This window comes from uncultured Ruegeria sp. (genome assembly GCF_947497005.1).
In the GTDB taxonomy this organism is placed as follows: domain Bacteria; phylum Pseudomonadota; class Alphaproteobacteria; order Rhodobacterales; family Rhodobacteraceae; genus Ruegeria.
Genome location: NZ_CANMFF010000015.1, coordinates 1 through 19,168, shown reverse-complemented (window position 1 = coordinate 19,168; position 19,168 = coordinate 1). Strand labels below are relative to the sequence as shown.

Annotated in this window: 23 protein-coding genes; 7 read left to right on the top strand and 16 right to left on the bottom strand. The window is 57.7% G+C overall.

Translation table 11 applies throughout. The features are described 5' to 3' along the window. Positions 1–301: 301 nt before the first annotated feature. On the top strand, positions 302–715 hold the full coding sequence (locus Q0816_RS18845) for a hypothetical protein (protein WP_298853570.1): 414 nt from the start codon (positions 302–304) through the stop codon (positions 713–715). A gap of 140 nt (positions 716–855) precedes the next feature. Here Q0816_RS18845 and dapD read toward each other — a convergent pair whose 3' ends face one another. The 3 genes from dapD to Q0816_RS18830 form a co-directional block, all read right to left on the bottom strand. Beyond that, positions 856–1,683 (bottom strand): 2,3,4,5-tetrahydropyridine-2,6-dicarboxylate N-succinyltransferase, encoded by an 828-nt coding sequence (dapD, locus tag Q0816_RS18840; RefSeq protein WP_298853569.1) that lies wholly within the window; start codon positions 1,681–1,683, stop codon positions 856–858. A 109-nt stretch (positions 1,684–1,792) separates the two neighbouring features. After that, positions 1,793–2,392, bottom strand: coding sequence for a GntR family transcriptional regulator (locus Q0816_RS18835; protein WP_298853567.1), 600 nt, complete (start codon positions 2,390–2,392; stop codon positions 1,793–1,795). Positions 2,393–2,436: 44 nt separating this feature from the next. Beyond that, positions 2,437–3,348 carry a threonine/serine dehydratase gene (locus Q0816_RS18830; RefSeq protein ID WP_298853565.1) on the bottom strand — a complete coding sequence of 304 codons (912 nt, stop codon included), beginning with the start codon at positions 3,346–3,348 and terminating at the stop codon, positions 2,437–2,439. 79 nt (positions 3,349–3,427) lie between these two features. Between Q0816_RS18830 and Q0816_RS18825 the strand changes: the two genes are divergently transcribed. Further along, complete coding sequence (locus Q0816_RS18825) at positions 3,428–4,270, top strand: LOG family protein (RefSeq protein ID WP_298853562.1); 843 nt, start codon at positions 3,428–3,430, stop codon at positions 4,268–4,270. Between the two features lie 3 nt (positions 4,271–4,273). After that, positions 4,274–5,371, top strand: a complete 1,098-nt coding sequence (locus Q0816_RS18820; protein ID WP_298853560.1) for a cystathionine gamma-lyase — start codon at positions 4,274–4,276, stop codon at positions 5,369–5,371. Here the strand turns inward: Q0816_RS18820 and Q0816_RS18815 are convergent, their stop codons facing one another. Further along, positions 5,372–5,755, bottom strand: a complete 384-nt coding sequence (locus tag Q0816_RS18815; protein WP_298853557.1) for a hypothetical protein — start codon at positions 5,753–5,755, stop codon at positions 5,372–5,374. It lies immediately after the preceding gene. Positions 5,756–5,902: 147 nt separating this feature from the next. Here Q0816_RS18815 and Q0816_RS18810 point away from each other — a divergent pair, with 147 nt between their 5' ends. From Q0816_RS18810 to Q0816_RS18800, 3 genes are all read left to right on the top strand, one after another. Further along, positions 5,903–6,823 carry a J domain-containing protein gene (locus Q0816_RS18810; RefSeq protein ID WP_298853555.1) on the top strand — a complete coding sequence of 307 codons (921 nt, stop codon included), beginning with the start codon at positions 5,903–5,905 and terminating at the stop codon, positions 6,821–6,823. Beyond that, positions 6,820–7,158, top strand: a complete 339-nt coding sequence (locus tag Q0816_RS18805; protein ID WP_298853552.1) for a hypothetical protein — start codon at positions 6,820–6,822, stop codon at positions 7,156–7,158. The genes Q0816_RS18810 and Q0816_RS18805 overlap by 4 nt, the downstream gene beginning before the upstream one ends. A 63-nt stretch (positions 7,159–7,221) precedes the next feature. After that, positions 7,222–8,880 (top strand): U32 family peptidase, encoded by a 1,659-nt coding sequence (locus Q0816_RS18800; RefSeq protein ID WP_298853550.1) that lies wholly within the window; start codon positions 7,222–7,224, stop codon positions 8,878–8,880. A gap of 6 nt (positions 8,881–8,886) precedes the next feature. On the opposite strand, the gene Q0816_RS18795 is transcribed toward Q0816_RS18800, so the two are convergent. From Q0816_RS18795 to Q0816_RS18775, 5 genes are all read right to left on the bottom strand, one after another. Continuing rightward, positions 8,887–9,507 (bottom strand): cytochrome P460 family protein, encoded by a 621-nt coding sequence (locus tag Q0816_RS18795; RefSeq protein WP_298853547.1) that lies wholly within the window; start codon positions 9,505–9,507, stop codon positions 8,887–8,889. A 19-nt stretch (positions 9,508–9,526) separates the two neighbouring features. Continuing rightward, positions 9,527–9,664 carry a hypothetical protein gene (locus Q0816_RS18790; protein ID WP_298853545.1) on the bottom strand — a complete coding sequence of 46 codons (138 nt, stop codon included), beginning with the start codon at positions 9,662–9,664 and terminating at the stop codon, positions 9,527–9,529. A gap of 148 nt (positions 9,665–9,812) precedes the next feature. Then, positions 9,813–11,000 carry a 23S rRNA (adenine(2503)-C(2))-methyltransferase RlmN gene (gene rlmN / locus Q0816_RS18785; RefSeq protein WP_298853543.1) on the bottom strand — a complete coding sequence of 396 codons (1,188 nt, stop codon included), beginning with the start codon at positions 10,998–11,000 and terminating at the stop codon, positions 9,813–9,815. A 130-nt stretch (positions 11,001–11,130) separates the two neighbouring features. Next, complete coding sequence (locus tag Q0816_RS18780) at positions 11,131–11,301, bottom strand: hypothetical protein (protein WP_298853541.1); 171 nt, start codon at positions 11,299–11,301, stop codon at positions 11,131–11,133. Positions 11,302–11,444: 143 nt separating this feature from the next. Then, positions 11,445–11,981 (bottom strand): invasion associated locus B family protein, encoded by a 537-nt coding sequence (locus Q0816_RS18775; protein ID WP_298853539.1) that lies wholly within the window; start codon positions 11,979–11,981, stop codon positions 11,445–11,447. Positions 11,982–12,159: 178 nt separating this feature from the next. Here Q0816_RS18775 and Q0816_RS18770 point away from each other — a divergent pair, with 178 nt between their 5' ends. Further along, entirely contained in the window at positions 12,160–13,158 is a 999-nt protein-coding gene (locus Q0816_RS18770) for an asparaginase (RefSeq protein WP_298853537.1), read from the top strand. Between the two features lie 5 nt (positions 13,159–13,163). Here Q0816_RS18770 and Q0816_RS18765 read toward each other — a convergent pair whose 3' ends face one another. From Q0816_RS18765 to Q0816_RS18735, 7 genes are all read right to left on the bottom strand, one after another. Further along, positions 13,164–13,484, bottom strand: a complete 321-nt coding sequence (locus Q0816_RS18765; RefSeq protein WP_298853531.1) for a YciI family protein — start codon at positions 13,482–13,484, stop codon at positions 13,164–13,166. 22 nt (positions 13,485–13,506) lie between these two features. Continuing rightward, on the bottom strand, positions 13,507–13,935 hold the full coding sequence (locus tag Q0816_RS18760; RefSeq protein WP_298853528.1) for an SRPBCC domain-containing protein: 429 nt from the start codon (positions 13,933–13,935) through the stop codon (positions 13,507–13,509). Next, positions 13,923–14,252 carry a helix-turn-helix transcriptional regulator gene (locus Q0816_RS18755; RefSeq protein WP_298853527.1) on the bottom strand — a complete coding sequence of 110 codons (330 nt, stop codon included), beginning with the start codon at positions 14,250–14,252 and terminating at the stop codon, positions 13,923–13,925. Before Q0816_RS18755 ends, Q0816_RS18760 begins: the two co-directional genes overlap by 13 nt. 42 nt (positions 14,253–14,294) lie before the next feature. Further along, a complete protein-coding gene (gene serB / locus Q0816_RS18750; protein WP_298853524.1) occupies positions 14,295–15,173 on the bottom strand; it encodes a phosphoserine phosphatase SerB in 879 nt (292 codons plus the stop codon). A 35-nt stretch (positions 15,174–15,208) separates the two neighbouring features. After that, entirely contained in the window at positions 15,209–15,937 is a 729-nt protein-coding gene (locus tag Q0816_RS18745; protein WP_298853521.1) for a metallophosphoesterase, read from the bottom strand. Between the two features lie 121 nt (positions 15,938–16,058). Beyond that, the gene (gene serA / locus Q0816_RS18740) at positions 16,059–17,654 is read right to left on the bottom strand and encodes a phosphoglycerate dehydrogenase (protein WP_298853519.1); all 1,596 of its coding nucleotides are present in this window, start codon (positions 17,652–17,654) and stop codon (positions 16,059–16,061) included. A 58-nt stretch (positions 17,655–17,712) separates the two neighbouring features. Further along, positions 17,713–18,894, bottom strand: coding sequence for a phosphoserine transaminase (locus Q0816_RS18735; RefSeq protein WP_298853517.1), 1,182 nt, complete (start codon positions 18,892–18,894; stop codon positions 17,713–17,715). Between the last annotated feature and the right edge of the window lie 274 nt (positions 18,895–19,168).

The following is a 19,168-nucleotide window of genomic DNA, read 5'->3' as shown; positions in this document are numbered from 1 at the left end:
AATCCTGACTCTGAGTTTGGCTTTACCATAAAGCAGGCCGTTGCGCTGAGGCATTGGGCTTCTGAAGCAATGCAGGAACAAAGCGACTCAGTAAATTTCGATCCTTGATTTCCACTCAAAATTGAGAAGCGTTTCACCGCCATTCTCTGAGTTGAATCGGGCACATTTTCGCCACATTTTCGCCTCATTTATGGCCATTTCCCGCTGGCTTCGGCGCATTACCAGCCTTTCACAAAAGCATGGCGAGGCCAGCTTTACGGTGGTGCCACTGCGAAGGCCATTTTGAAACAGGAGAATTAGGATGAGTGCTTTGTCCAGACTAATGATGACAACTGCAAGTGTGATTGCGCTTTCCGGCGTACCTGCTGTCGCTGTCTTGTCTTTTGTAACGGTGGGTGCAGCATACGCTCAGGAAGGTGGTGGTGAAACCGAGGGCGGTGGCGAAACCGAAGGCGGTGGCGAAACCGGAGGCGGTGGCGAATCTGAAGGCGGTGGCGAAACCGAGGGCGGTGGCGAAACCGAAGGCGGTGGCGAAACCGAAGGCGGTGGCGAAACCGAAGGCGGTGGCGAAACCGAAGGCGGTGGTGAAACCGAGGGCGGTGGCGAAACCGGAGGCGGTGGCGAAACCGGAGGCGGTGGCGAAACCGAAGGCGGTGGCACAGAAACTAACGCAGGAGACTCTGAAGTTGACGCGATGCAGAGCGAAAACCGCTAACCCACTAACGGTGGTCTCTTGAGGTTCGCCATATCTCAGCGCTGAATACGACCAAGTCTCGGGTATCGCCTTGTGCGATACCCCAGAAAACAGAAAGGCCGGAGCAAAATTGCTCCGGCCTTTCTGTTCATTCCGAACGATCAGTCACGCAGCAATTCGTTGATGCCGGTTTTCGACCTAGTTTTTTCATCCACCCGCTTCACGATCACCGCACAATACAGGCTGACGTTGTTTTTGGATGGCATCGAGCCTGCAACGACAACCGAATAGGGCGGTACTTCGCCATACGTGACTTCACCTGTTTCGCGATCCACAATTTTGGTGGATTTGCCTATGAACACACCCATTCCCAGAACCGAGCCTTCGCGGACGATGCAGCCTTCAACCACTTCCGAGCGGGCGCCGATAAAGCAATTGTCTTCGATAATGGTTGGTCCGGCCTGCATTGGCTCCAGCACCCCGCCGATGCCAACCCCGCCCGACAGGTGGACGTTTTTACCAATCTGCGCACAGGAGCCGACAGTGGCCCAGGTATCAACCATGGTGCCTTCGTCAACGTAAGCACCAAGATTCACGAAGGACGGCATCAGCACCACACCTGGTGCGATAAAGGCTGATTTGCGGACAACGCAGTTGGGAACGGCGCGAAACCCGGCCGAGCGCCATTGGTTTTCACCCCAACCGGCGAACTTGCTGTCCACCTTGTCCCACCAACCCCCGTCCTGTGGGCCGCCCGTCTGGATTTCCATATCCTTGATGCGGAAGCCCAACAGGACCGCTTTCTTGGCCCACTGGTTCACGTGCCAGTCTCCGCTCTCCTGCTTTTCCGCAACGCGCAGCGAGCCGCTGTCCAGCGCGTTTAGCGTGTCTTCGATCGCTTCGCGTTGTTCACCGGCGGTGGCGGGTGTGATTGTGTCGCGCGCCTCCCAGGCGGCTTCGATGGCGGCTTCAAGTTGCGCGTTGGACATGGGGAGTCTCCCTACAGAATCTGTTCATGTTGATTTGGCCTATACGAAAGCCGAACCCATGGCGCAATGCGACGTAGACGAACTCGATTGCGGCTGAGCCTGGCGGTAATTAGCTGGCGCGCCGGATATGGCGCGTCAGAATCGCTGATGACGTGGCCAGATCCTTGCGTTTGAGCGCCTGCACGAGGGCTGCGTGGTCGGTATCCACCCGCTGCGCCCACTTCGACCGCCAATGCGCGAACAGATGGCGCGCGCTTGCAATATGAAGGTCATCGATTGTGTGTAAAAGACGGGGCAGCCCACAAGGTGTCAGGATGGCGCGATGGAACGCTCTGTTCAAAGCTTCCCATTGCGGCATTGACTGCGCCTTGTCACAGGCGATTCGCGCATTATCGATCTTTTCCAATGCTGTAGGCGACATATTCTGCACAGATTGCTGCAGCGCCAACGTTTCCAACGCCACGCGCATTTCGATCACCTCACGCACCTCGGCCGGGTCCAGCGCGGTGACCCGCATTCCCCGGCGCGGCTCGTGCCGGGCCAACCCATGCGCCTCAAGCCGCAACAAGGCTTCACGCACCGGAACATGGCTGGTGTCGAAAGTGCGGGCAATGTGGTCTTGCCGCAGCTTTTCCCCGGCGCCCAACTCTCCGGTGATGATTTGCTGGCTGAGGTTTTGGTAAATCGTGTCGGAAATCGTAGCACTCATGAATTATAGATAAAATCCACTCTGCCCATCCACAAGCCGATAATTCACCCTGCTAACGGATCCGGTGCAATATTCGCACCGCAAACCAGAACGGCCACGCGTTCATCCGGCTCAGGTTGGTACACGCCCGAAGTCAGCGCCGCCAACGCGGTTGCACCCGCTGGTTCCACCAGAATGCGATGCGCCTGCCACAGCGTCTTTTGCGCCGCCGCGATGGCGTCATCCGACACCAGAATCGAACTCATGTCTTGCGCGAGATCAAAACAAATCTGCCCGATTCTTCGCGCGCCCAGCGCATTTGCAGCAATCCCGGAAACCGAAACATCCACAGGTTCGCCAGCAAGCAAAGCGGCATTCAACGCACAAGAGGTTTCGGGCTCGACCGCCACAACCTTGCGTGCACCGTTGAACCACGCCAAAGCCCCTGCGATCAGCCCACCACCGCCAACAGCGACCAGAACCGTGTCTGCCTGCAGACCCTGCGCGTCCCATTCCGCAAAACAAGTCCCCTGCCCAACCACCGTGGCTGGCGCGTCATAGGCGTGAATCTGCATCGCTCCGGTTTCAGCCTCATGCGCCTGTGCTTGTGTCAACGCGTTGGCGTATTCGCCGGATACAACGCTCAGGTCCGCGCCGGTTTGCCGGATCAATGCAATCTTGGATGCGCCCGCCAGCTCGGGCACGAAAATCTTGGCCGGATAGCCCAGCGCCTGCGCCGCGAAAGCCGCGGCTGCACCGTGATTGCCACCGGATGCGGCCACGACACCGGCCTTGGGCACATCCAGGCTGAGCAACGTATTGAACGCACCCCGCGCCTTGAAACTTCCGGTGTGCTGCATGTGCTCCAGCTTCAGCTCTATGGGATAACCCGGAATTCGACTCTCGATCACCGGTGTCACTTGCGCATGTCTGATGATGCGCTCCTGCGCCGCCAATATTTCGCTCTTCCAATTCATTCTTGTCTTTCCGTGACTGGCACTCTGCCCGCGAACCCTATAGCTGTTTGAAAAACACGCAAGCAGGGATCGATCACCCATGAGAGAAGACCGCCTCAGCCCCTTCCGCGACGCGCAGACCGACCGTTCGACCGCGAGCGAAGTGCCTGACACGCCGCAGACGCGCTCCTCCGCCTATCGCCTGGCCTTTGCCGATGATGATTTCCTGTGTCGCGACGAGCTGCGCCCGGTGCGCCTGCAGCTGGAACTGCTGAAGCCCGAGATGATCATGACCGAACGTCAGATCACCTCAACCATCGTGATGTTTGGTGGTGCGCGTATTCCCGAACCGTCTCAGAAGCACACCGCGCGAACTGAAACACTGGCGGGTCTGTCGACCTACTATGACGAGGCGCGCGAGTTCGCCCGCCTGATGACAGTGAAATCGAACGAGACCGGCTGCCGCGAGAACGTGATCGTCACCGGCGGCGGCCCCGGTGTGATGGAGGCTGGTAACCGCGGCGCGCAGGACGCGGGCGGTTGTTCCATTGGCCTGAACATCGTACTGCCGCACGAGCAGGCGCCGAACCTTTTCGTGACGCCTGATCTCAGTTTCAACTTCCACTATTTCGCCATTCGCAAGATGCATTTCCTAATGCGTGCCCGCGCAATCACAATCTTCCCCGGCGGTTTCGGCACGATGGATGAGCTGTTCGAATCCCTGACCCTGATTCAGACCGGCCGGATGGAGCGTGTGCCCTTCCTGCTGTTTGGGCGCGCATTCTGGGAAAAGGTCATCAACTGGGAAGCATTGGCCGATGCAGGCACCATCTCGGACGAGGATCTTGACCTGTTCCGATTTGTTGACACAGCGCAAGAAGCGGTCGAGATCATCGAAAACTGGGAGCCCGCTCCACCTCGCGACGAAATTCCCGGGCGCTGAGCCATGGCCCCTAAAACCGGAGAAATGTTGCATCTACGCGGGAAAGCCCTGAACAAGGGCGACCCAGTAGCCTTACCGCTGACCCAAAGCAGTATGTTCCACTTGCCGGGCACGCCCGACGGTCAGTCCAGTTATGGTCGTGTCGATAACCCGACCTGGGTGCATCTGGAGCATGTCCTGTCACATTTGGAAGACGCGCCTTGCCTCAGCTTCCCCTCAGGGATGGCAGCAATCTCGGCCGCGCTGTTTGCTACGGTTCAAGCCGGGTCGCGCCTGTTGATCCCGTCGGATGGCTATTACGTGACGCGTCTGTTGGCAGATCGGTTCCTGTCGCGTCTGGGTGTGGTTGTTGAGGAACGCCCCACAACCGCATTTACCGACGATGGTTTTGACAGGTTCGATGTGGTGTTCGTCGAAAGCCCGTCGAACCCCGGATTGGACATGATCGACCTGAAAGCTGTTGCTGAACAGGTACATGCTTCCGGAGGGGTGGCCATCGCAGACAACACAACGATGACCCCGCTGGGTCAGCGCCCTCTGGATCTGGGCATCGATGTGGTTGTCTCGTCCGATACCAAGGCGATGGGCGGTCATTCGGATATGCTGATGGGCCATGTTGCCAGCTGCAACACCCAGATCATGGAACGGGTCGAGGAATGGCGCAAAGTATCCGGTTCGATCCCCGGTCCGCATGAAGCGTGGCTGCTGCATCGCGGGCTTGAGACGCTGGACGTGCGGTTCGACCGGATGTGTAGCTCGGCACAGGTATTGGCGGAACGGTTGGCGGCGCACCCGGCCGTTGAACAGGTTCGCTACCCCGGGTTGGCCGGTGACCCGTCGCACAAACTGGCGCAGGCGCAGGCGGCACGCTTCGGATTTCTCCTATCCCTGACGCTGGAAAACGAAGACAAAGCCGAAGCCTTCATCAACAATTGCCCTCTGCTGAGACCGGCCACGTCTTTCGGAGGTGTCCACAGCTCGGCCGAACGCCGCGCGCGTTGGGGCGACGATGTCGATCCGGCCTTCATCCGCCTGTCGGTAGGCTGCGAGCCAGTGGACGAACTGTGGCAGGCCATCGAGGCCAGCCTCAACGAGGTGTGACTACTTCTTGGGGCCACGCAATCCTTTGAAAACATAGATCGGCAGCACCACGCTGGCGATCAACGCCCCCAGCCAGACCAGAAGTGTTGCCGCCAGCAGGTTCGAGACACCGCCAACGGTCAGCCCAGCGGTGATCAGGTCGGTCACTAGCAAGCCCACAAAGGTCACGATCAAAGCGATCCCGCCCTTTAGCGCAGGCGCTCTCTTTTCTCCCAGCTTCAGGATCAGAGGCTCAGCAATCAACTGCACAACCGTGAAAACGATCACAACCACGATGAAAGAGATCGGCTTGATCGCAAATCCCGACAATATCAGTGAGGCAAGCAACAACCCAACGGCGTTCCCGGCCAGCAAGGCCAGAGCGGATTTAATTCTGCGCGACATGCGGCGGTCTCCGTCAATCTACAAGTAGAAACATGCAGATATTATCAGACCTGCAGGATTTTACGAGGCAATTCAAACGCCTCTTCCTTTTGACCTGTTGAAATCGCATGGTAGAGATCAGACCTGTCCCTGACCCGTGAGAGTGAGATGAGCGACGATCCCTACACCGTTCTTGGTGTCTCGAAGGACGCCAGCGCCGCCGAGATCAAGAAAGCCTATCGGCGCATCGCAAAGGAATGCCATCCGGACCTGAAACCCGGTGATGCCGAGGCTGAGGCTAAATTCAAAGCCGCCGCCGCAGCCTATGATCTGTTAAAAGACCCCGAAACACGTGCGCGTTTTGATAATGGCGAGATCGACGCTTCTGGTCAGGAGCGCCCGCAACAGCAGTATTACCGAGACTATGCAGAGGCGGCCGGAAACCCCTATCGCGGGCGTCAGGCGGACCCTGACGACATGTCCGACATCTTCGCCGAATTCATGCGTGGCCGCAGCGGGTTTGGCGACCAGCGCGGCCATGAGTTTCACGCTCCGGGCCACAACCTGAACTATTCGCTGCAAATCAGCTTTCTGGATGCCGTGTTTGGTGCAAGTCAGAAACTGACCCTGCCGGATGGCGACCGGATCGAGGTGAAAATCCCGGCAGGGATCACCGACGGCCAAACCATCCGGCTGCGCGGCAAAGGGGCTCCGGGATACGGAGAAGGTCCTGCAGGCGATGCTCTGGTGACTGTTTCGGTCGCCAAGCATCCGGTGTTTGACCGTCAGGGCGACGACATCCACATCACGCTGCCGATTGGCATTGATGAGGCCATTCTGGGCGGCAAAGTTCCTGCACCCACCATCGATGGAGGTGTGAATGTCAGAGTCCCGGCGGGCACAAGCAGTGGAAAAACTCTGCGATTGCGTGGCAAGGGGGTCAAGAAACGCGGCTCATCCGAGCGCGGGGATCAGTTGATCGAACTGACCGTCTCGATGCCCGACACAATCGACGACGACCTGAAACAGTTCATGGAGACCTGGCGCGAAACGCACAGCTATGATCCGCGGAAAGGAATGCCGTCATGACCCTGACCGAGAAGGAACTGATCGAAACCGTCACCCGCCTGACCTCGGACCGGCTGACCGAGTATCTGGCGGCTGAAATTGTGATCCCCGAGCAATCGGAACAAGGGTTGGTCTATCACAGTATCGACGTCGCCCGGTTGGAACTGGCTTGCGAGTTGCACGAGCAATACGACATGGAGGCCGATGCGCTGTCGATGATGATCTCACTGATCGACCAGATGCACGGGCTGCGCGCCGAGTTGCGCGAGGTCCTGAACGCGGTTGAAACGCAACCTGAACCGGTGCGGCAGCAACTGGTCGAAGTCATCGGCACAGCGCGATTCCGCCGCAGGTAACGGGGTTTTGGGCGCTAGGGTTTTGGCGTAGAAGGCCACCTTGATCCTTTGCCCGGTAGCCCCATGACCCAGTCCAGATCCGAATTGCTGATGCCCGCAGGCAATCTGCGCAAGTTGAAACTCGCCATCCTCTATGGGGCGGACGCGGTGTATCTGGGCACGCCGGATATGTCACTGCGCACGAAATCCGAGTTCTCGCTGGAAGAAGTGATCGAAGGGGTCGAGTTCTGCCACAGCCATGGCCGGCGCGCATACCTGACGCTGAACCTGTTTTCGCATAACAAAGACATTCCGAAGTTGGACGAATACATCGATACCGTCCGCAAGGTGCAGCCCGACGGCCTGATCATCGCTGATCCGGGCGTGTTCCAGTATGTCCGCGACCGGGCACCGGAACTGCCGCTGCATATCTCTACCCAGGCCAATATCTGTTCATGGCTGTCGGTGAAGTTCTGGCAGGATCAGGGGGCCGAGCTGGTGGTTCTGGCGCGTGAAGTTTCCTATCCCGAACTGGTCGAGATTCGCGAGAAATGCCCCGACATCAAGCTTGAAGCCTTTGTGCATGGTGCGATGTGCATGACTTATTCAGGCCGCTGCCTGCTGTCGAATTTCATGGCCGAGCGTGGGGCCAATCAGGGCAACTGCGCCAATTCCTGCCGCTGGAACTATAGCCTGAAACTGCGCCTCAAGGACGGCACACACCAAGAGCTGCGCATCACCGACGAAAATGCCGACCTGTTCGAGTTCCTGCTGGAAGAAGACTGTCGCCCCGGTGATCTGATGCCCATCGAAGAGGATGATCGCGGCTCATACATCCTCAATTCGCGCGACCTCTGCATCATGCCGAAACTGGATGAATATCTGAAGATCGGGGTCGACAGCCTGAAAGTGGAAGGGCGCGGCAAGTCGGAATACTACGCCGCCATCGTCGCGCGGGCCTATCGCATGGCGATTGACGACTACAATGCCGACCCTGAGAACTGGGACCCGAAACCCTATATGCGCGAACTCGAAACTGTTGGGAACCGGGGCTATACACTGGCTTTCCACGAGGGACGACTGACCAACTATGCGCATGACTACGAGCACACGGCATCCATCGCGCAATGGGAATATGCCGGGATCGTCACCGAAGTGACCGAAGACGCATTTCTCGTCGAAGTGAAAAACAAGCTGGAACCGGGCGACGTACTGGATTTCGTCTCGCCCATCTCACGCGACACGGTTCTGCTGCGGGTCTATGACTTCGAGAGGGCTGCAGACGGCGCGCGGCTGGACATAGTGCATGGCAGCACAAAAACCGTCATCCGCCTGCCTTTCACCCTGTTCGATCACGAGGATATCGATGACCTGCGCGCCCGTTTCCCGGTCTATTCAGTGCTGCGCAAAGAGCGCGCCCTGACCGACGAACACTGGAGCCGCATCCGCTTCGACAAGTTGGTTCAGGGGCTGGAAACCACTGGCCGCGACAACCCGACAGCCTACGATCGCCGCCGGGATGAACTGGTCGAAAAGATCGGCCAAGATGGAAACGAACGCCGGTTCAAGACCAACCGCATCGGTACCGAGGGGTGTTGTGGCAAGGGCTGCAACGGCTGCCTGATCTTCTGGCAAGATGAGACATACGCGCTGGCCCGCGAGGTGTTGTTAAAGAGAAAACAAGGTGAACAACTCAGCCGCCGCGAGGCGACGGAGCTGAAACTGCCGGGCGAAACCGCGTAACACGGGTCAGTTGCCTGCCTGATACTCCTCGGGAACGTAAAACGTGTAATCCCGTTCTGCCATCTGTTCGTGACAAACGTGGCAATAGGCGACTGCGTCGGCGCGACCACCCATCGTGTCGCCGAACACGGATCCGTCTGGCAGCACCATGATATAGCGCCAGTCTGCCGTATCCGGGCTGGTGCCTTTTGCCAGTTTCTCCATTATGAACATGGCGCCGGGGTGTATGTGCCCTTCATCTGTCACCGTCATGCTGTCTTTGGCCAGAACCGAACCCATGGGCAGCTCTTCACCCTCCTGCAACGTTCCGTAGTTGTGCGCCATACGATTGGCATAGCTGTTCACGAACCGTTGCCCGTGCGTGGCAGAAATATAGGGCGCATCATTGAAAAGCGGCCAGCTTTGATAGTTGAGAATCAGATCCAGTTGCGCAGCAGCATACCCGCGCGCCATGCGTCGGTTTAGCGAACGGTAGTGGGCCACAGCCTCTTCCTTGCTCAACTCAGCGGGGTTTTCTATCGCAATATGGGCATTGTGACCGTCTGCCGATGCCAGCCCTGCTGGAAGCACGAAAAGAGCAATCGCAGCGGTTCCTTGTTGGAAAAGTCTTAGAAGTCTCGAGTCCATTATGTTGACCCACCTGAAATCAGTTTGCCTGAGCGCCGCCTGACAGTACTTCGCCAATTCTAGCGGCTTCGGAATAACTTGCCAGCTCTGATCCGGTAATCTCACCACCTTGTGCATCGATTTGAAAAAACAGGGCAGCGCCGGATACAGTAAACATAGCAAATTATGCATGTGGTTTCAGCACCTGAAACATTAAGTTTACAGGCACACTTATCACGTGCAAACGGCAATCCCAGACAGGTAAAACGCGATCACCATACCCTGCGCCAGACCGGCCGCTTGTCCGGTTTTCCAAGCAGAAGGAGCTACCCGCTCAATCCGGTTTCCGCCTCGATCTGTTTGCGCGATTTGCGGGCACGTTCCGTGGCCGATTTCAGCTGACCACAGGCGGCCATGATATCCTCGCCCCGCGTCTTGCGGATGGGCGAAGCATAGCCCGCCTGATAGATGATATTCGCAAAAGCCCGGATACGGTTGTTCGAGCTGCGCTTGTACGGTGCGCCCGGCCATTCGTTGAACGGGATCAGATTGATTTTGGCCGGAATATTATGGCGTTTGATGTGATCGATCAGGCGATGTGCATCCTCGTCGCTGTCATTCACCCCGTCCAGCATAACGTATTCAAAGGTGATCCGTTCGGAATTCGACACGTTGGGATAGCTGGCCAGCGCCTGCAAAAGTTCCTCGATATTCCAGCGTTTGTTGATTGGCACCAGAACATCGCGGGTTTCATCGGTGGTGGCGTGGAACGAGATCGCCAGCAAACAACCGATTTCCTGCGCTGTACGCGCGATTTCAGGCACAACGCCCGAGGTCGAAAGCGTTATCCGACGACGGGAAAGGGAAATGCCTTCCGGGTCCATGGCGATCTTCATCGCGTCGCGGACGTTTTCGAAATTGTAAAGCGGCTCGCCCATTCCCATCAGAACGATGTTCGACAGCAGGCGCGTTTCGTCTTTCGGCGCGCCGGGGGTCGGCCATTCGTCAAGATCGTCACGCGCCATCATGATCTGACCAACGATTTCGGCAGATGTCAGGTTTCGTACAAGCTTTTGAGTGCCGGTATGGCAAAACGTACATGTCAGCGTGCAGCCTACCTGAGACGAGATGCACAACGTGCCGCGATCTTCTTCGGGGATATAGACGACCTCAACCTCATGCCCACCCGCGATGCGGCACAGATATTTGCGGGTGCCGTCTTCGGATACCTGACGGGTTACAACCTTGGGGATTTCAATCACGAAATGATCGGCCAGTTGCGCGCGGTAAGCCTTCGCCAGATTGGTCATCTCGGCAAAGTCACGCACGCCCCATTGATAGATCCACTGCCAGATCTGCCCCGTGCGCATCTTGGCCTGCTTTTCCGGCGTACCGTGTTCAATCAAGGTTTCGCGCAAACGGTCGCGTGAAAGACCGACAAGGTTCACCTTCCCTTCAGGCAGTTTGCGCGGGATGGTCATGACGTCTTGGGTGATCGGCGCTTTGGGCGACATTTTGAGCTCTCTGAGGCGTATCTCGAAGGATTCTGGCTTGGGATGCGCCTCTATATAGGAACCTGCGCAAAGATCAAAAGGTTTCCTATGCTGACAGACCCGGCACGTTGAACATGCCGGGCCCTTTTGATCAGTTTACCGGCGGCGGCGTGTAGCAGTCGTTTGCGTCCAGAGTCTGGACCGGATCTTCAGGGCCACATTGCTCACCCGATATCGGGTAGGAGTCAGCGTTTTTCTCGCAAGCGCCCAGCACAGTAACCGATGCGACCAAAACCAGAGTGATCCAGGTGTTTTGCTTCATCACAATGTCCTCTCTTGGTGACTGAAGCAATGAATCCATATTGTCACATTCGAAACTTTGACTGGGATCATATCAAGCAGATGACCAAACGTAAAAGGCCCCGCTAAATGGGCGAGGCCGAAGTATCATGTGGTGCTGTGGGATCAGTTGGTGCAGCGTTTCTCAGCGTCTTCGATCGCTGACGTAAAGCCCAGCAACGAAAAAGTGTCTTTCGTCTGCGTCCCGCGTTCCGACCGGGCGGTCAGAACAGCCTCGGTTCCGCGCTTCAGGGCGGTGACGATCTTGGCATCATCCGCATCCGACGCGGCCCAAGCCCATTCACCTTCCGTGAACAGTTCGAACTCGGTTCCGTCCACATTCAGGTTCACCGTCGAACCTGCGGCAAACGGATAGCCGCCGGTAAAGGTCAATTGCCCTTTGACCTCGGCATTAGGGCGATAGAACACGAACAGCAGGATGTCGCTGCGTCGCACTGAAACCACACGCCCACCTCGGGTGTTCACGGTTTCTTTCGGTGCCGAGACGCTCCAGCATTCGGTAGGATCGTCTTCGACAAATACGCTCCAATCCGTTTTTGCCGCGACACGGTTTGTACTTGTCGCTTGTTGGGCGATTGCGGAAGAAGCGGCGATGCCTGCCACACACAGACCCGCAATCGTACGAACGAGCATTGATCCCATTTGTCCAGCCTCCTAGCTCGACCCTTACCTCATACCCATCGGAAGCGCTGCGAACCCTGCCGGTTCGTCTATTACGTTGCGTATTCCGATGATTGCCGACATACACACACTAACGCAGGTTTCGCCACAGGCGAAAGGGCGATTGGCAGATTTTTGCGCATAAATTTCGGAGGTCCAGATGACGCAGCCCGTACCAATGACAGAACTGTGGCGTAGCGCTCTGCTGGAAAGCCTGCATCTGGGTCACGCGGTCATCTGTGACGACGCGGGTCAAATTGTGCGCAGCTGGGGCGACCCCCACGCGGTCATCTATCCGCGATCGTCCGCCAAGATGATTCAGGCGCTTCCGCTGATCACATCCGGGGCAGCGGCGAAATACGGGCTGACCAGTGAGCATCTGGCGCTGGCCTGCGCCTCACACAACGGGGCTGCGATCCACACGGACCGCGTGACAGCATGGTTGGATCATCTGGGATTGAACGAGCATGTCTTGCGCTGCGGCCCACAAGAACCAGCGGATACTGCCGCACGCGACCGGTTGATTTTGGCCGACGATACGCCCTGCCAGATTCACAACAACTGTTCCGGCAAGCATTGCGGATTTCTCACACTGGGCCAGCATATGGGCGCGGGATTGGAATACCTGGAGATCGACCATCCGGTCCAGCAAGCCTGCCTGTCAGCGATCGAAGAGACGACGGGCGAGACCAGCCCGGGTTATGGCATAGACGGGTGCTCGGCCCCGAATTTCGCAACATCACTAACCGGTCTGGCCCGGTCGATGGCTTGGTTTGCTTCTGCCGCAGACCGGTCCGACCGCTCCAGCGACGCGGCGGCGCAACTGGTTGCAGCGATGGTCAAACACCCTGAACTGGTCGCGGGTGAGACCCGCGCCTGCACGGAGCTGATGCGCGCGATGAACGGACGTGTTGCGATCAAGACCGGGGCCGAGGCCGTGTTTGTCGCCATCATCCCGGAAAAACGCATGGGTGTTGCGTTGAAGATCACCGATGGCACCACCCGCGCCAGCGAATGCGCGATTGCTGCCATTCTGGTCAGCCTTGGTGTGCTGGAGGCCGATCACCCGGCCACCCGCAAATTCATGAACGCCACGCAATACAGCCGACGCGGGCTGGAATGTGGTGTGATCAAACCTGCGCCGGGATTTCCCGGCTAAGGTCTTTACATCTCGATCTCGTGCACCTCGGCCACTTCGACCGAGCCCGAACCGTTGACGACCATAGGACACCCTTTGGCCATCTCGGTCGCGGCGTCGATGCTGTCGGCTTTGATCACCGTGAAGCCTGAGGCCGGATTCGCGCCGCCGTTGTCAACAACCCCGCTGTTGCTGACCGTGTAGGACTGCCCGACCGGGTTGCCGGGGATATCGAGGGCTTCGCCCATGCCCTGAAACCACGCGCCCCAGGCGGCCATGGTCGCCTCAATCTCGGCGGGGTCGGTTGGGGTGTGCCCCCCGTGATAGACAAACAAAAATTGAGGCATATTACTTCTCCCTTATAAAATCCTATTTGCACTTCGCTTCGAGTTTGCGCAACGAAGACGTCCAACCCTGATTGTGGTTCGCAGCTGCTTCGGCATCGGCCAATTCGCGGTGGTCCAGCACAAGGCGGGCACCGTTTTCCGTCACAGCGACGGAAAGGGTCACATGGCTTTCTGCGCCGCGTTGATCCTGATCGTCATGCCACCCCCAAGTGAAGCCAACCGATTTGGGCGGGTCAACATGCGTGACATGGCCAGAGACCTTGTATTGCTGGCCCTCGCCATTCTCCATCACCGAATACCACGGACCGGTGCGAGAAAAATCCAGATTGTGTTCGGGTACGTGCATCCCTTCGGGCCCCCACCATTGCAGCAACTTGGTGCCGTCGCTGATCCACGCAAACAGTTCTTCGGGGCTGACGGGGAATTCCCGTTCCAGTTTCAGGTCGGCCATGAATTCTCCCTTTCGATAATATCATTCAAACGGTCGAGGCTGCCTTCCCAGAAATGCCGCTTGGAAATGGCCCAGTCGGCAATCGCCCGCAGCCCTTCAGACCGGATGGAATACATCCGCTGCGTTCCTTGTACGCGCTGCTGCACCAGCCCCGCTTCGCGCAGCACTCTGAGGTGGCGCGAGATCGCCGCACCGGATATGCCGCGCCCTTCGATCAGGTCACCTGCGGGCAGCTCGCCTTGCTCCATCAACTGTTCGACAATCGAAAAGCGGGTGGCGTCGGACAAAGCTGAAAAGGCGGTCAGAAGCGTGCTCATGACCGATATTTAACACAAATGTTAAATAAAAGATAGTCTCAGTTAATCGCCTGCAAAATCGGTGCGGCTGTAACCTTGCAGATAAAGCAGTGCCGTCAGGTCGCCATGATTGACCCGCACGTCGCATTTCGCGGCTACTGAAGGTTTGGCATGAAGCGCCACGCCGGTTCCGGCCCGACCCAGCATTCCAAGGTCATTGGCCCCATCGCCCACGGCGATCACGTCATCTTCAGACAACCCAAGACGCGTGGAAATCTGCTCCAGCGCTTCGATCTTGGCCTGACGCCCCAAGATGGGGCGCGCCACACCACCCGTCAGCCTGCCGTTTTTCGCCAGCAGAGTGTTGGCCCGGTTTTCATTAAACCCCAGCAGTTCTGCCACCCGCGAGGTGAAGGCCGTGAAACCACCAGACACCAGCGCGGCGAACGCGCCATTCGCCCGCATCGTCGCCAGCAGTTCTTTGCCTCCGGGCATCAGGGTGATCCGTTCGTTCAGGACTTTATCGATGACACTTTCATCCAGATCTTTCAGCAAACCCACCCGTTCGATCAGGGCACCTTCGAAATCCAGCTCTCCGTTCATGGCCCGGGCTGTAATGTCCTTTACCCGTTCACCAACGCCGGCCTCATCCGCCAGCTCATCAATGCATTCCTGCTGAATCATCGTACTGTCCATATCGGCCAGCAGCATCTGTTTGCGCCGCCCGTCTACTGGATGCACGATCAGGTCGACACCCATCCCCTGAAGGTCCGTCCAAACATCCCAGCGATTGTCGGGCATATCGCTCAGTTCGAACTCTGCCGCCTCATCCGGGCTGAGCCAGAGGACATCCCCACCGCCCCAGGCGTTGCGCAGCGACTCGGGCAAGGCGCGGTCCAGCGAAGGTGCTGCCGGGTTTGTCAGCAAAGTGGCGACATACATATTCAATCTCCAGTGTCCTACCCGAACGAGGTAACTCAGGGCATCAATGGCAAGCGGCCCTGATCGGTCAATTCCCAGCAGGTCTGCCCTTCGAACACGGCAACGCCCACCGGGCGCCCATACCCGGCCCCCGTATCCAGATTGACGCGATTGCCGTAGTGCGTTGCCTGATCCACGGGCGTATGGCCATGCACGATCAGCTTGGGGTGCGGGCCTTTATGTTGGTGAAAATCCTGCCTGATCCAAACCAGATCACTTGCCTGCTGTTCATTGAGCGGCACACTCGGGCGAATTCCTGCGTGAACAAAGGCAAGCTCGGGCGTTTGATGCATCAGCACCAGATCGCGCAGGAAAGTCAGGTGCGATTTCGGCACAGCCACCCGCGCCATCTGATGCAGATCCTCCAGTCGGATCTGGCCTTCGAATTCAATCCCATAGCTACGCAGGGTTTCGACGCCGCCCAGCCGGTCATGCAGCCAGTGGTACCCCACAAGCAAATGCGGATCGTGACGCGGCGTGTCCTCCAGGAACCAGGCGAACATGCGGTCATGATTGCCCAGCAGTGTAATCCAGTTTCGGCCCGCATCGCGCCCGGCAATCAGGCGGTCGATCAGCCTGCGACTGTCATGGCCGCGATCCACGTAGTCGCCCAGAAACACAATCTGCGCATCAGGTCCGCCGTCGCGTTGGATCAGAGACAGCGCACGCTCCAATTCGACCACCTGCCCGTGCAGATCACCAATAACATAGACAGGCTGTGTCATAGACATCCTCCCACCGTAAGGTTCAGCTCGCTTGTGCCTCAGATCGCGGCTTGTGAGAACAAAGGACCCGGGTATTGACATAACCGGGTCCTGAACTGTTTCTCAAACTCAACAGACCGCGTCAGGCGACATCAAACTCCAACGGCTTGACCTGTGTGAACAGACCCGTTTCCGCCAGTTTGGCACGCGCTTCGGCCGGAACCGGTTCGTCTACATAGAGCAATGCAATCGCCTCACCTCCGGCCTCGGATCGGCCGAGGGTAAAGTTCGCGATATTTACGTTGTTTTCACCCATGGTCTGACCCAGCGCGCCGATGATACCCGGAACATCTTCGTTGGTGGTATAGAGCATGTGGGCACCGACCTCGGCATCGATATTGATGCCCTTGATCTGGATGAAGCGCGGCTTGCCGTCGCTAAACACGGTGCCGCCGATCGAACGCTCGCGCTTGTCGGTCACAACGGTGACTTTGATATAGCCCTCGAACGCGCCCGATTTGTCCTGATTGGTCGTCGAGATTTTGATCCCGCGCTCTTTGGCAACAACCGGGGCCGAAACCATGTTCACCTCGGGGTTGAACTTTTTCATGATCCCGGCGACCACCGAACAGTTCAGTGCCGCGAGGTTCATTTCAGCGGCCACACCATCATAAAGAATGTTGATCGCCTTGATCGGCTCATCCGTCATCTGGCCGATGAAGCTGCCGAGATGGCCAGCCAGCTTGATCCACGGACCCATAAACTTGGCTTCTTCCGCCGTTACACTGGGCATGTTCAGTGCATTCTCGACCGCGCCGGTCAACAGATAGTTCGAAATTTGCTCGGCCACCTGCAGCGCCACGTTTTCCTGCGCTTCGGTCGTGGCAGCGCCCAAGTGCGGCGTGCAGACCACGTTGGGCAAGTTGAACAGGGCGTTATCCTTGGCGGGCTCTTCGCTGAATACGTCAAACGCCGCGCCGGCAATATGACCGGATTGCAGCATTTCAGCCAGAGCCTGTTCATCGACCAACCCACCACGGGCACAGTTGACAATACGCACGCCTTTCTTGGTTTTAGCGAGATTATCGCGGCTCAGAATATTGCGGGTCTGATCCGTCAGCGGCACGTGCAGGGTGATGAAGTCGGCGCGCGACAGCAGCTCATCCAGCTCAACTTTTTCCACACCCATCTTGGCGGCTTTCTCTTCGCCCAGATAGGGATCATAGGCGACGACTTTCATCTTCAGGCCCAATGCGCGTTCGCACACGATGCCACCGATATTGCCCGCGCCAATGACACCCAGCGTCTTGTTGGTCAGTTCGATTCCCATGAACTTGGACTTTTCCCACTTGCCCGCATGGGTCGAGGTACTGGCCTCGGGGATTTGCCGCGCCACGGCGAACATCATTGCAATGGCGTGTTCGGCGGTGGTGATCATATTGCCAAAAGGTGTGTTCATCACGATCACCCCTTTTTTTGATGCGGCATCCTTATCGACATTGTCGGTGCCGATTCCTGCGCGGCCAATGACTTTCAGATTATCTGCATTCTCCAGCAGAGTTGGCGTGACCTTGGTAGCCGAGCGAATGGCAAGGCCGTCATATTGACCGATCACCTCGGCCAGCTTGTCCTTGTCTTTGCCGAGATCGGGCATGAAATCCACGTCAATGCCACGGTCGCGGAAGATCTGCACGGCGGTTTCGCTGAGCTTGTCAGATACGAGTACTTTGGGGGCCATGTTCTCTGGTCCTTGAATTATATGGAGGGTCCGGGCCTAAAGCGGCCCGGTAAAAAGGTCAGGCAGCTTCGGCTTGCGCTGCGATCTCGGCCTCAAAAGCCCATGCCAGCCAAGGCAACATCGCCTCAATATCTGAGGTTTCGACCGTGCCACCGCACCAGATGCGCAAGCCTGCGGGTGCATCGCGATAGGCCCCGATATCCAGCGCGATGTTCTCAGCCTCCAGTCGTTTGGCAACGGCCTTGGCAAATGCCGAACCGTCCTGAATTCGGGCGTCGGTGAACTTCAGGCACACGGATGTGTTCGACCGCGTCGCCGCATCTTCGGCCAGATTGGCAATCCAGTTGTTCTGATCGCAAAAAGCGTGCACCGCTCCGGCATTGGCATCTGCACGGGCGATCAGCCCCTGCAATCCTCCGACCGAGCGCGCCCAATCCAGCGCAAACAGATAATCCTCAACCGCCAGCATCGAGGGCGTGTTGATCGTGGCACCGGTAAAGATGCCTTCGATCAGTTTGCCACTTTTGGTCAGGCGGAAAATCTTGGGCAACGGCCACGCGGGGGTGTAGCTTTCTAGCCGCTCCACAGCACGGGGCGACAGGATCAGCATCCCATGGGCTGCTTCACCGCCCAGCACTTTTTGCCAGCTAAACGTGGTGACATCCAGCTTGTCCCAGGGCAGGTCCATCGCAAAAGCCGCCGATGTTGCATCACAGATCGTCAATCCCTGACGGTCATCGGCAATCCAATCGCCATTTGGCACGCGCACCCCTGAGGTCGTACCGTTCCATGTAAAGACAACATCTTTCGCGAAATCGACAGAACCCAGATCGGCAATCTGCCCATAGTCTGAGGTCTTGACTTCAGCATCAATCTTAAGCTGCTTGATCACATCCGTGACCCAGCCCGAACCAAAGCTCTCCCAGGCCAACATCTCGACCTTGCGCTCGCCCAGTAGCGACCACAGCGCCATTTCAACCGCGCCAGTATCAGACGCGGGAACGATGCCTATGCGATAATCCTCAGGAATACCCAAGATCTCACGCGTGCCTTCAATGGCGGCCTTTAGCTTGTCTTTGCCAACAGCAGCACGGTGCGAACGCCCCAGGGCGGCATCGGCCAGTTTGGTCAGATCAAATGTGGGGGGTTTGGCGCAGGGGCCCGAAGAAAAACGCGGATTCGTCGGCCGCATATCAGGTTTGCGCACGGTGTCCTGCGACACCGGTTGTTCAATCGTCATGTGTATTACCCTTCCAGATACACGCCCCTCGTTGGGGAGGGGTGTCCCACGGACAGACCTATGGGCCCTTCGCACCTGCAGCAAGTGGAAAAGACACTTCATTAGGTAAAAACGACATCTGAAAGGGGCTCAAATCAGAACACGAGTTTCCGATTGGCGAAAAACCCCGCCGATGTCCGGCAGGGTTTGGTGGCTTCACTCTGCTGCTTCTTCGTACGCTTCCATTGGGGGGCATGTGCAGATTAGGTTTCTGTCGCCGTATGCGTTGTCGACG

Excerpts from the sequence above, each read along its gene's own strand:
- Q0816_RS18845 (WP_298853570.1), top strand. The coding sequence starts at position 302 with ATGAGTGCTTTGTCCAGACTAATGATGACAACTGCAAGTGTGATTGCG.
- dapD (WP_298853569.1), bottom strand. The coding sequence starts at position 1,683 with ATGTCCAACGCGCAACTTGAAGCCGCCATCGAAGCCGCCTGGGAGGCG.
- Q0816_RS18835 (WP_298853567.1), bottom strand. The coding sequence starts at position 2,392 with ATGAGTGCTACGATTTCCGACACGATTTACCAAAACCTCAGCCAGCAA.
- Q0816_RS18830 (WP_298853565.1), bottom strand. The coding sequence starts at position 3,348 with ATGAATTGGAAGAGCGAAATATTGGCGGCGCAGGAGCGCATCATCAGA.
- Q0816_RS18825 (WP_298853562.1), top strand. The coding sequence starts at position 3,428 with ATGAGAGAAGACCGCCTCAGCCCCTTCCGCGACGCGCAGACCGACCGT.
- Q0816_RS18820 (WP_298853560.1), top strand. The coding sequence starts at position 4,274 with ATGGCCCCTAAAACCGGAGAAATGTTGCATCTACGCGGGAAAGCCCTG.
- Q0816_RS18815 (WP_298853557.1), bottom strand. The coding sequence starts at position 5,755 with ATGTCGCGCAGAATTAAATCCGCTCTGGCCTTGCTGGCCGGGAACGCC.
- Q0816_RS18810 (WP_298853555.1), top strand. The coding sequence starts at position 5,903 with ATGAGCGACGATCCCTACACCGTTCTTGGTGTCTCGAAGGACGCCAGC.
- Q0816_RS18805 (WP_298853552.1), top strand. The coding sequence starts at position 6,820 with ATGACCCTGACCGAGAAGGAACTGATCGAAACCGTCACCCGCCTGACC.
- Q0816_RS18800 (WP_298853550.1), top strand. The coding sequence starts at position 7,222 with ATGACCCAGTCCAGATCCGAATTGCTGATGCCCGCAGGCAATCTGCGC.
- Q0816_RS18795 (WP_298853547.1), bottom strand. The coding sequence starts at position 9,507 with ATGGACTCGAGACTTCTAAGACTTTTCCAACAAGGAACCGCTGCGATT.
- Q0816_RS18790 (WP_298853545.1), bottom strand. The coding sequence starts at position 9,664 with ATGTTTACTGTATCCGGCGCTGCCCTGTTTTTTCAAATCGATGCACAA.
- rlmN (WP_298853543.1), bottom strand. The coding sequence starts at position 11,000 with ATGTCGCCCAAAGCGCCGATCACCCAAGACGTCATGACCATCCCGCGC.
- Q0816_RS18780 (WP_298853541.1), bottom strand. The coding sequence starts at position 11,301 with ATGAAGCAAAACACCTGGATCACTCTGGTTTTGGTCGCATCGGTTACT.
- Q0816_RS18775 (WP_298853539.1), bottom strand. The coding sequence starts at position 11,981 with ATGGGATCAATGCTCGTTCGTACGATTGCGGGTCTGTGTGTGGCAGGC.
- Q0816_RS18770 (WP_298853537.1), top strand. The coding sequence starts at position 12,160 with ATGACGCAGCCCGTACCAATGACAGAACTGTGGCGTAGCGCTCTGCTG.
- Q0816_RS18765 (WP_298853531.1), bottom strand. The coding sequence starts at position 13,484 with ATGCCTCAATTTTTGTTTGTCTATCACGGGGGGCACACCCCAACCGAC.
- Q0816_RS18760 (WP_298853528.1), bottom strand. The coding sequence starts at position 13,935 with ATGGCCGACCTGAAACTGGAACGGGAATTCCCCGTCAGCCCCGAAGAA.
- Q0816_RS18755 (WP_298853527.1), bottom strand. The coding sequence starts at position 14,252 with ATGAGCACGCTTCTGACCGCCTTTTCAGCTTTGTCCGACGCCACCCGC.
- serB (WP_298853524.1), bottom strand. The coding sequence starts at position 15,173 with ATGTATGTCGCCACTTTGCTGACAAACCCGGCAGCACCTTCGCTGGAC.
- Q0816_RS18745 (WP_298853521.1), bottom strand. The coding sequence starts at position 15,937 with ATGACACAGCCTGTCTATGTTATTGGTGATCTGCACGGGCAGGTGGTC.
- serA (WP_298853519.1), bottom strand. The coding sequence starts at position 17,654 with ATGGCCCCCAAAGTACTCGTATCTGACAAGCTCAGCGAAACCGCCGTG.
- Q0816_RS18735 (WP_298853517.1), bottom strand. The coding sequence starts at position 18,894 with ATGACGATTGAACAACCGGTGTCGCAGGACACCGTGCGCAAACCTGAT.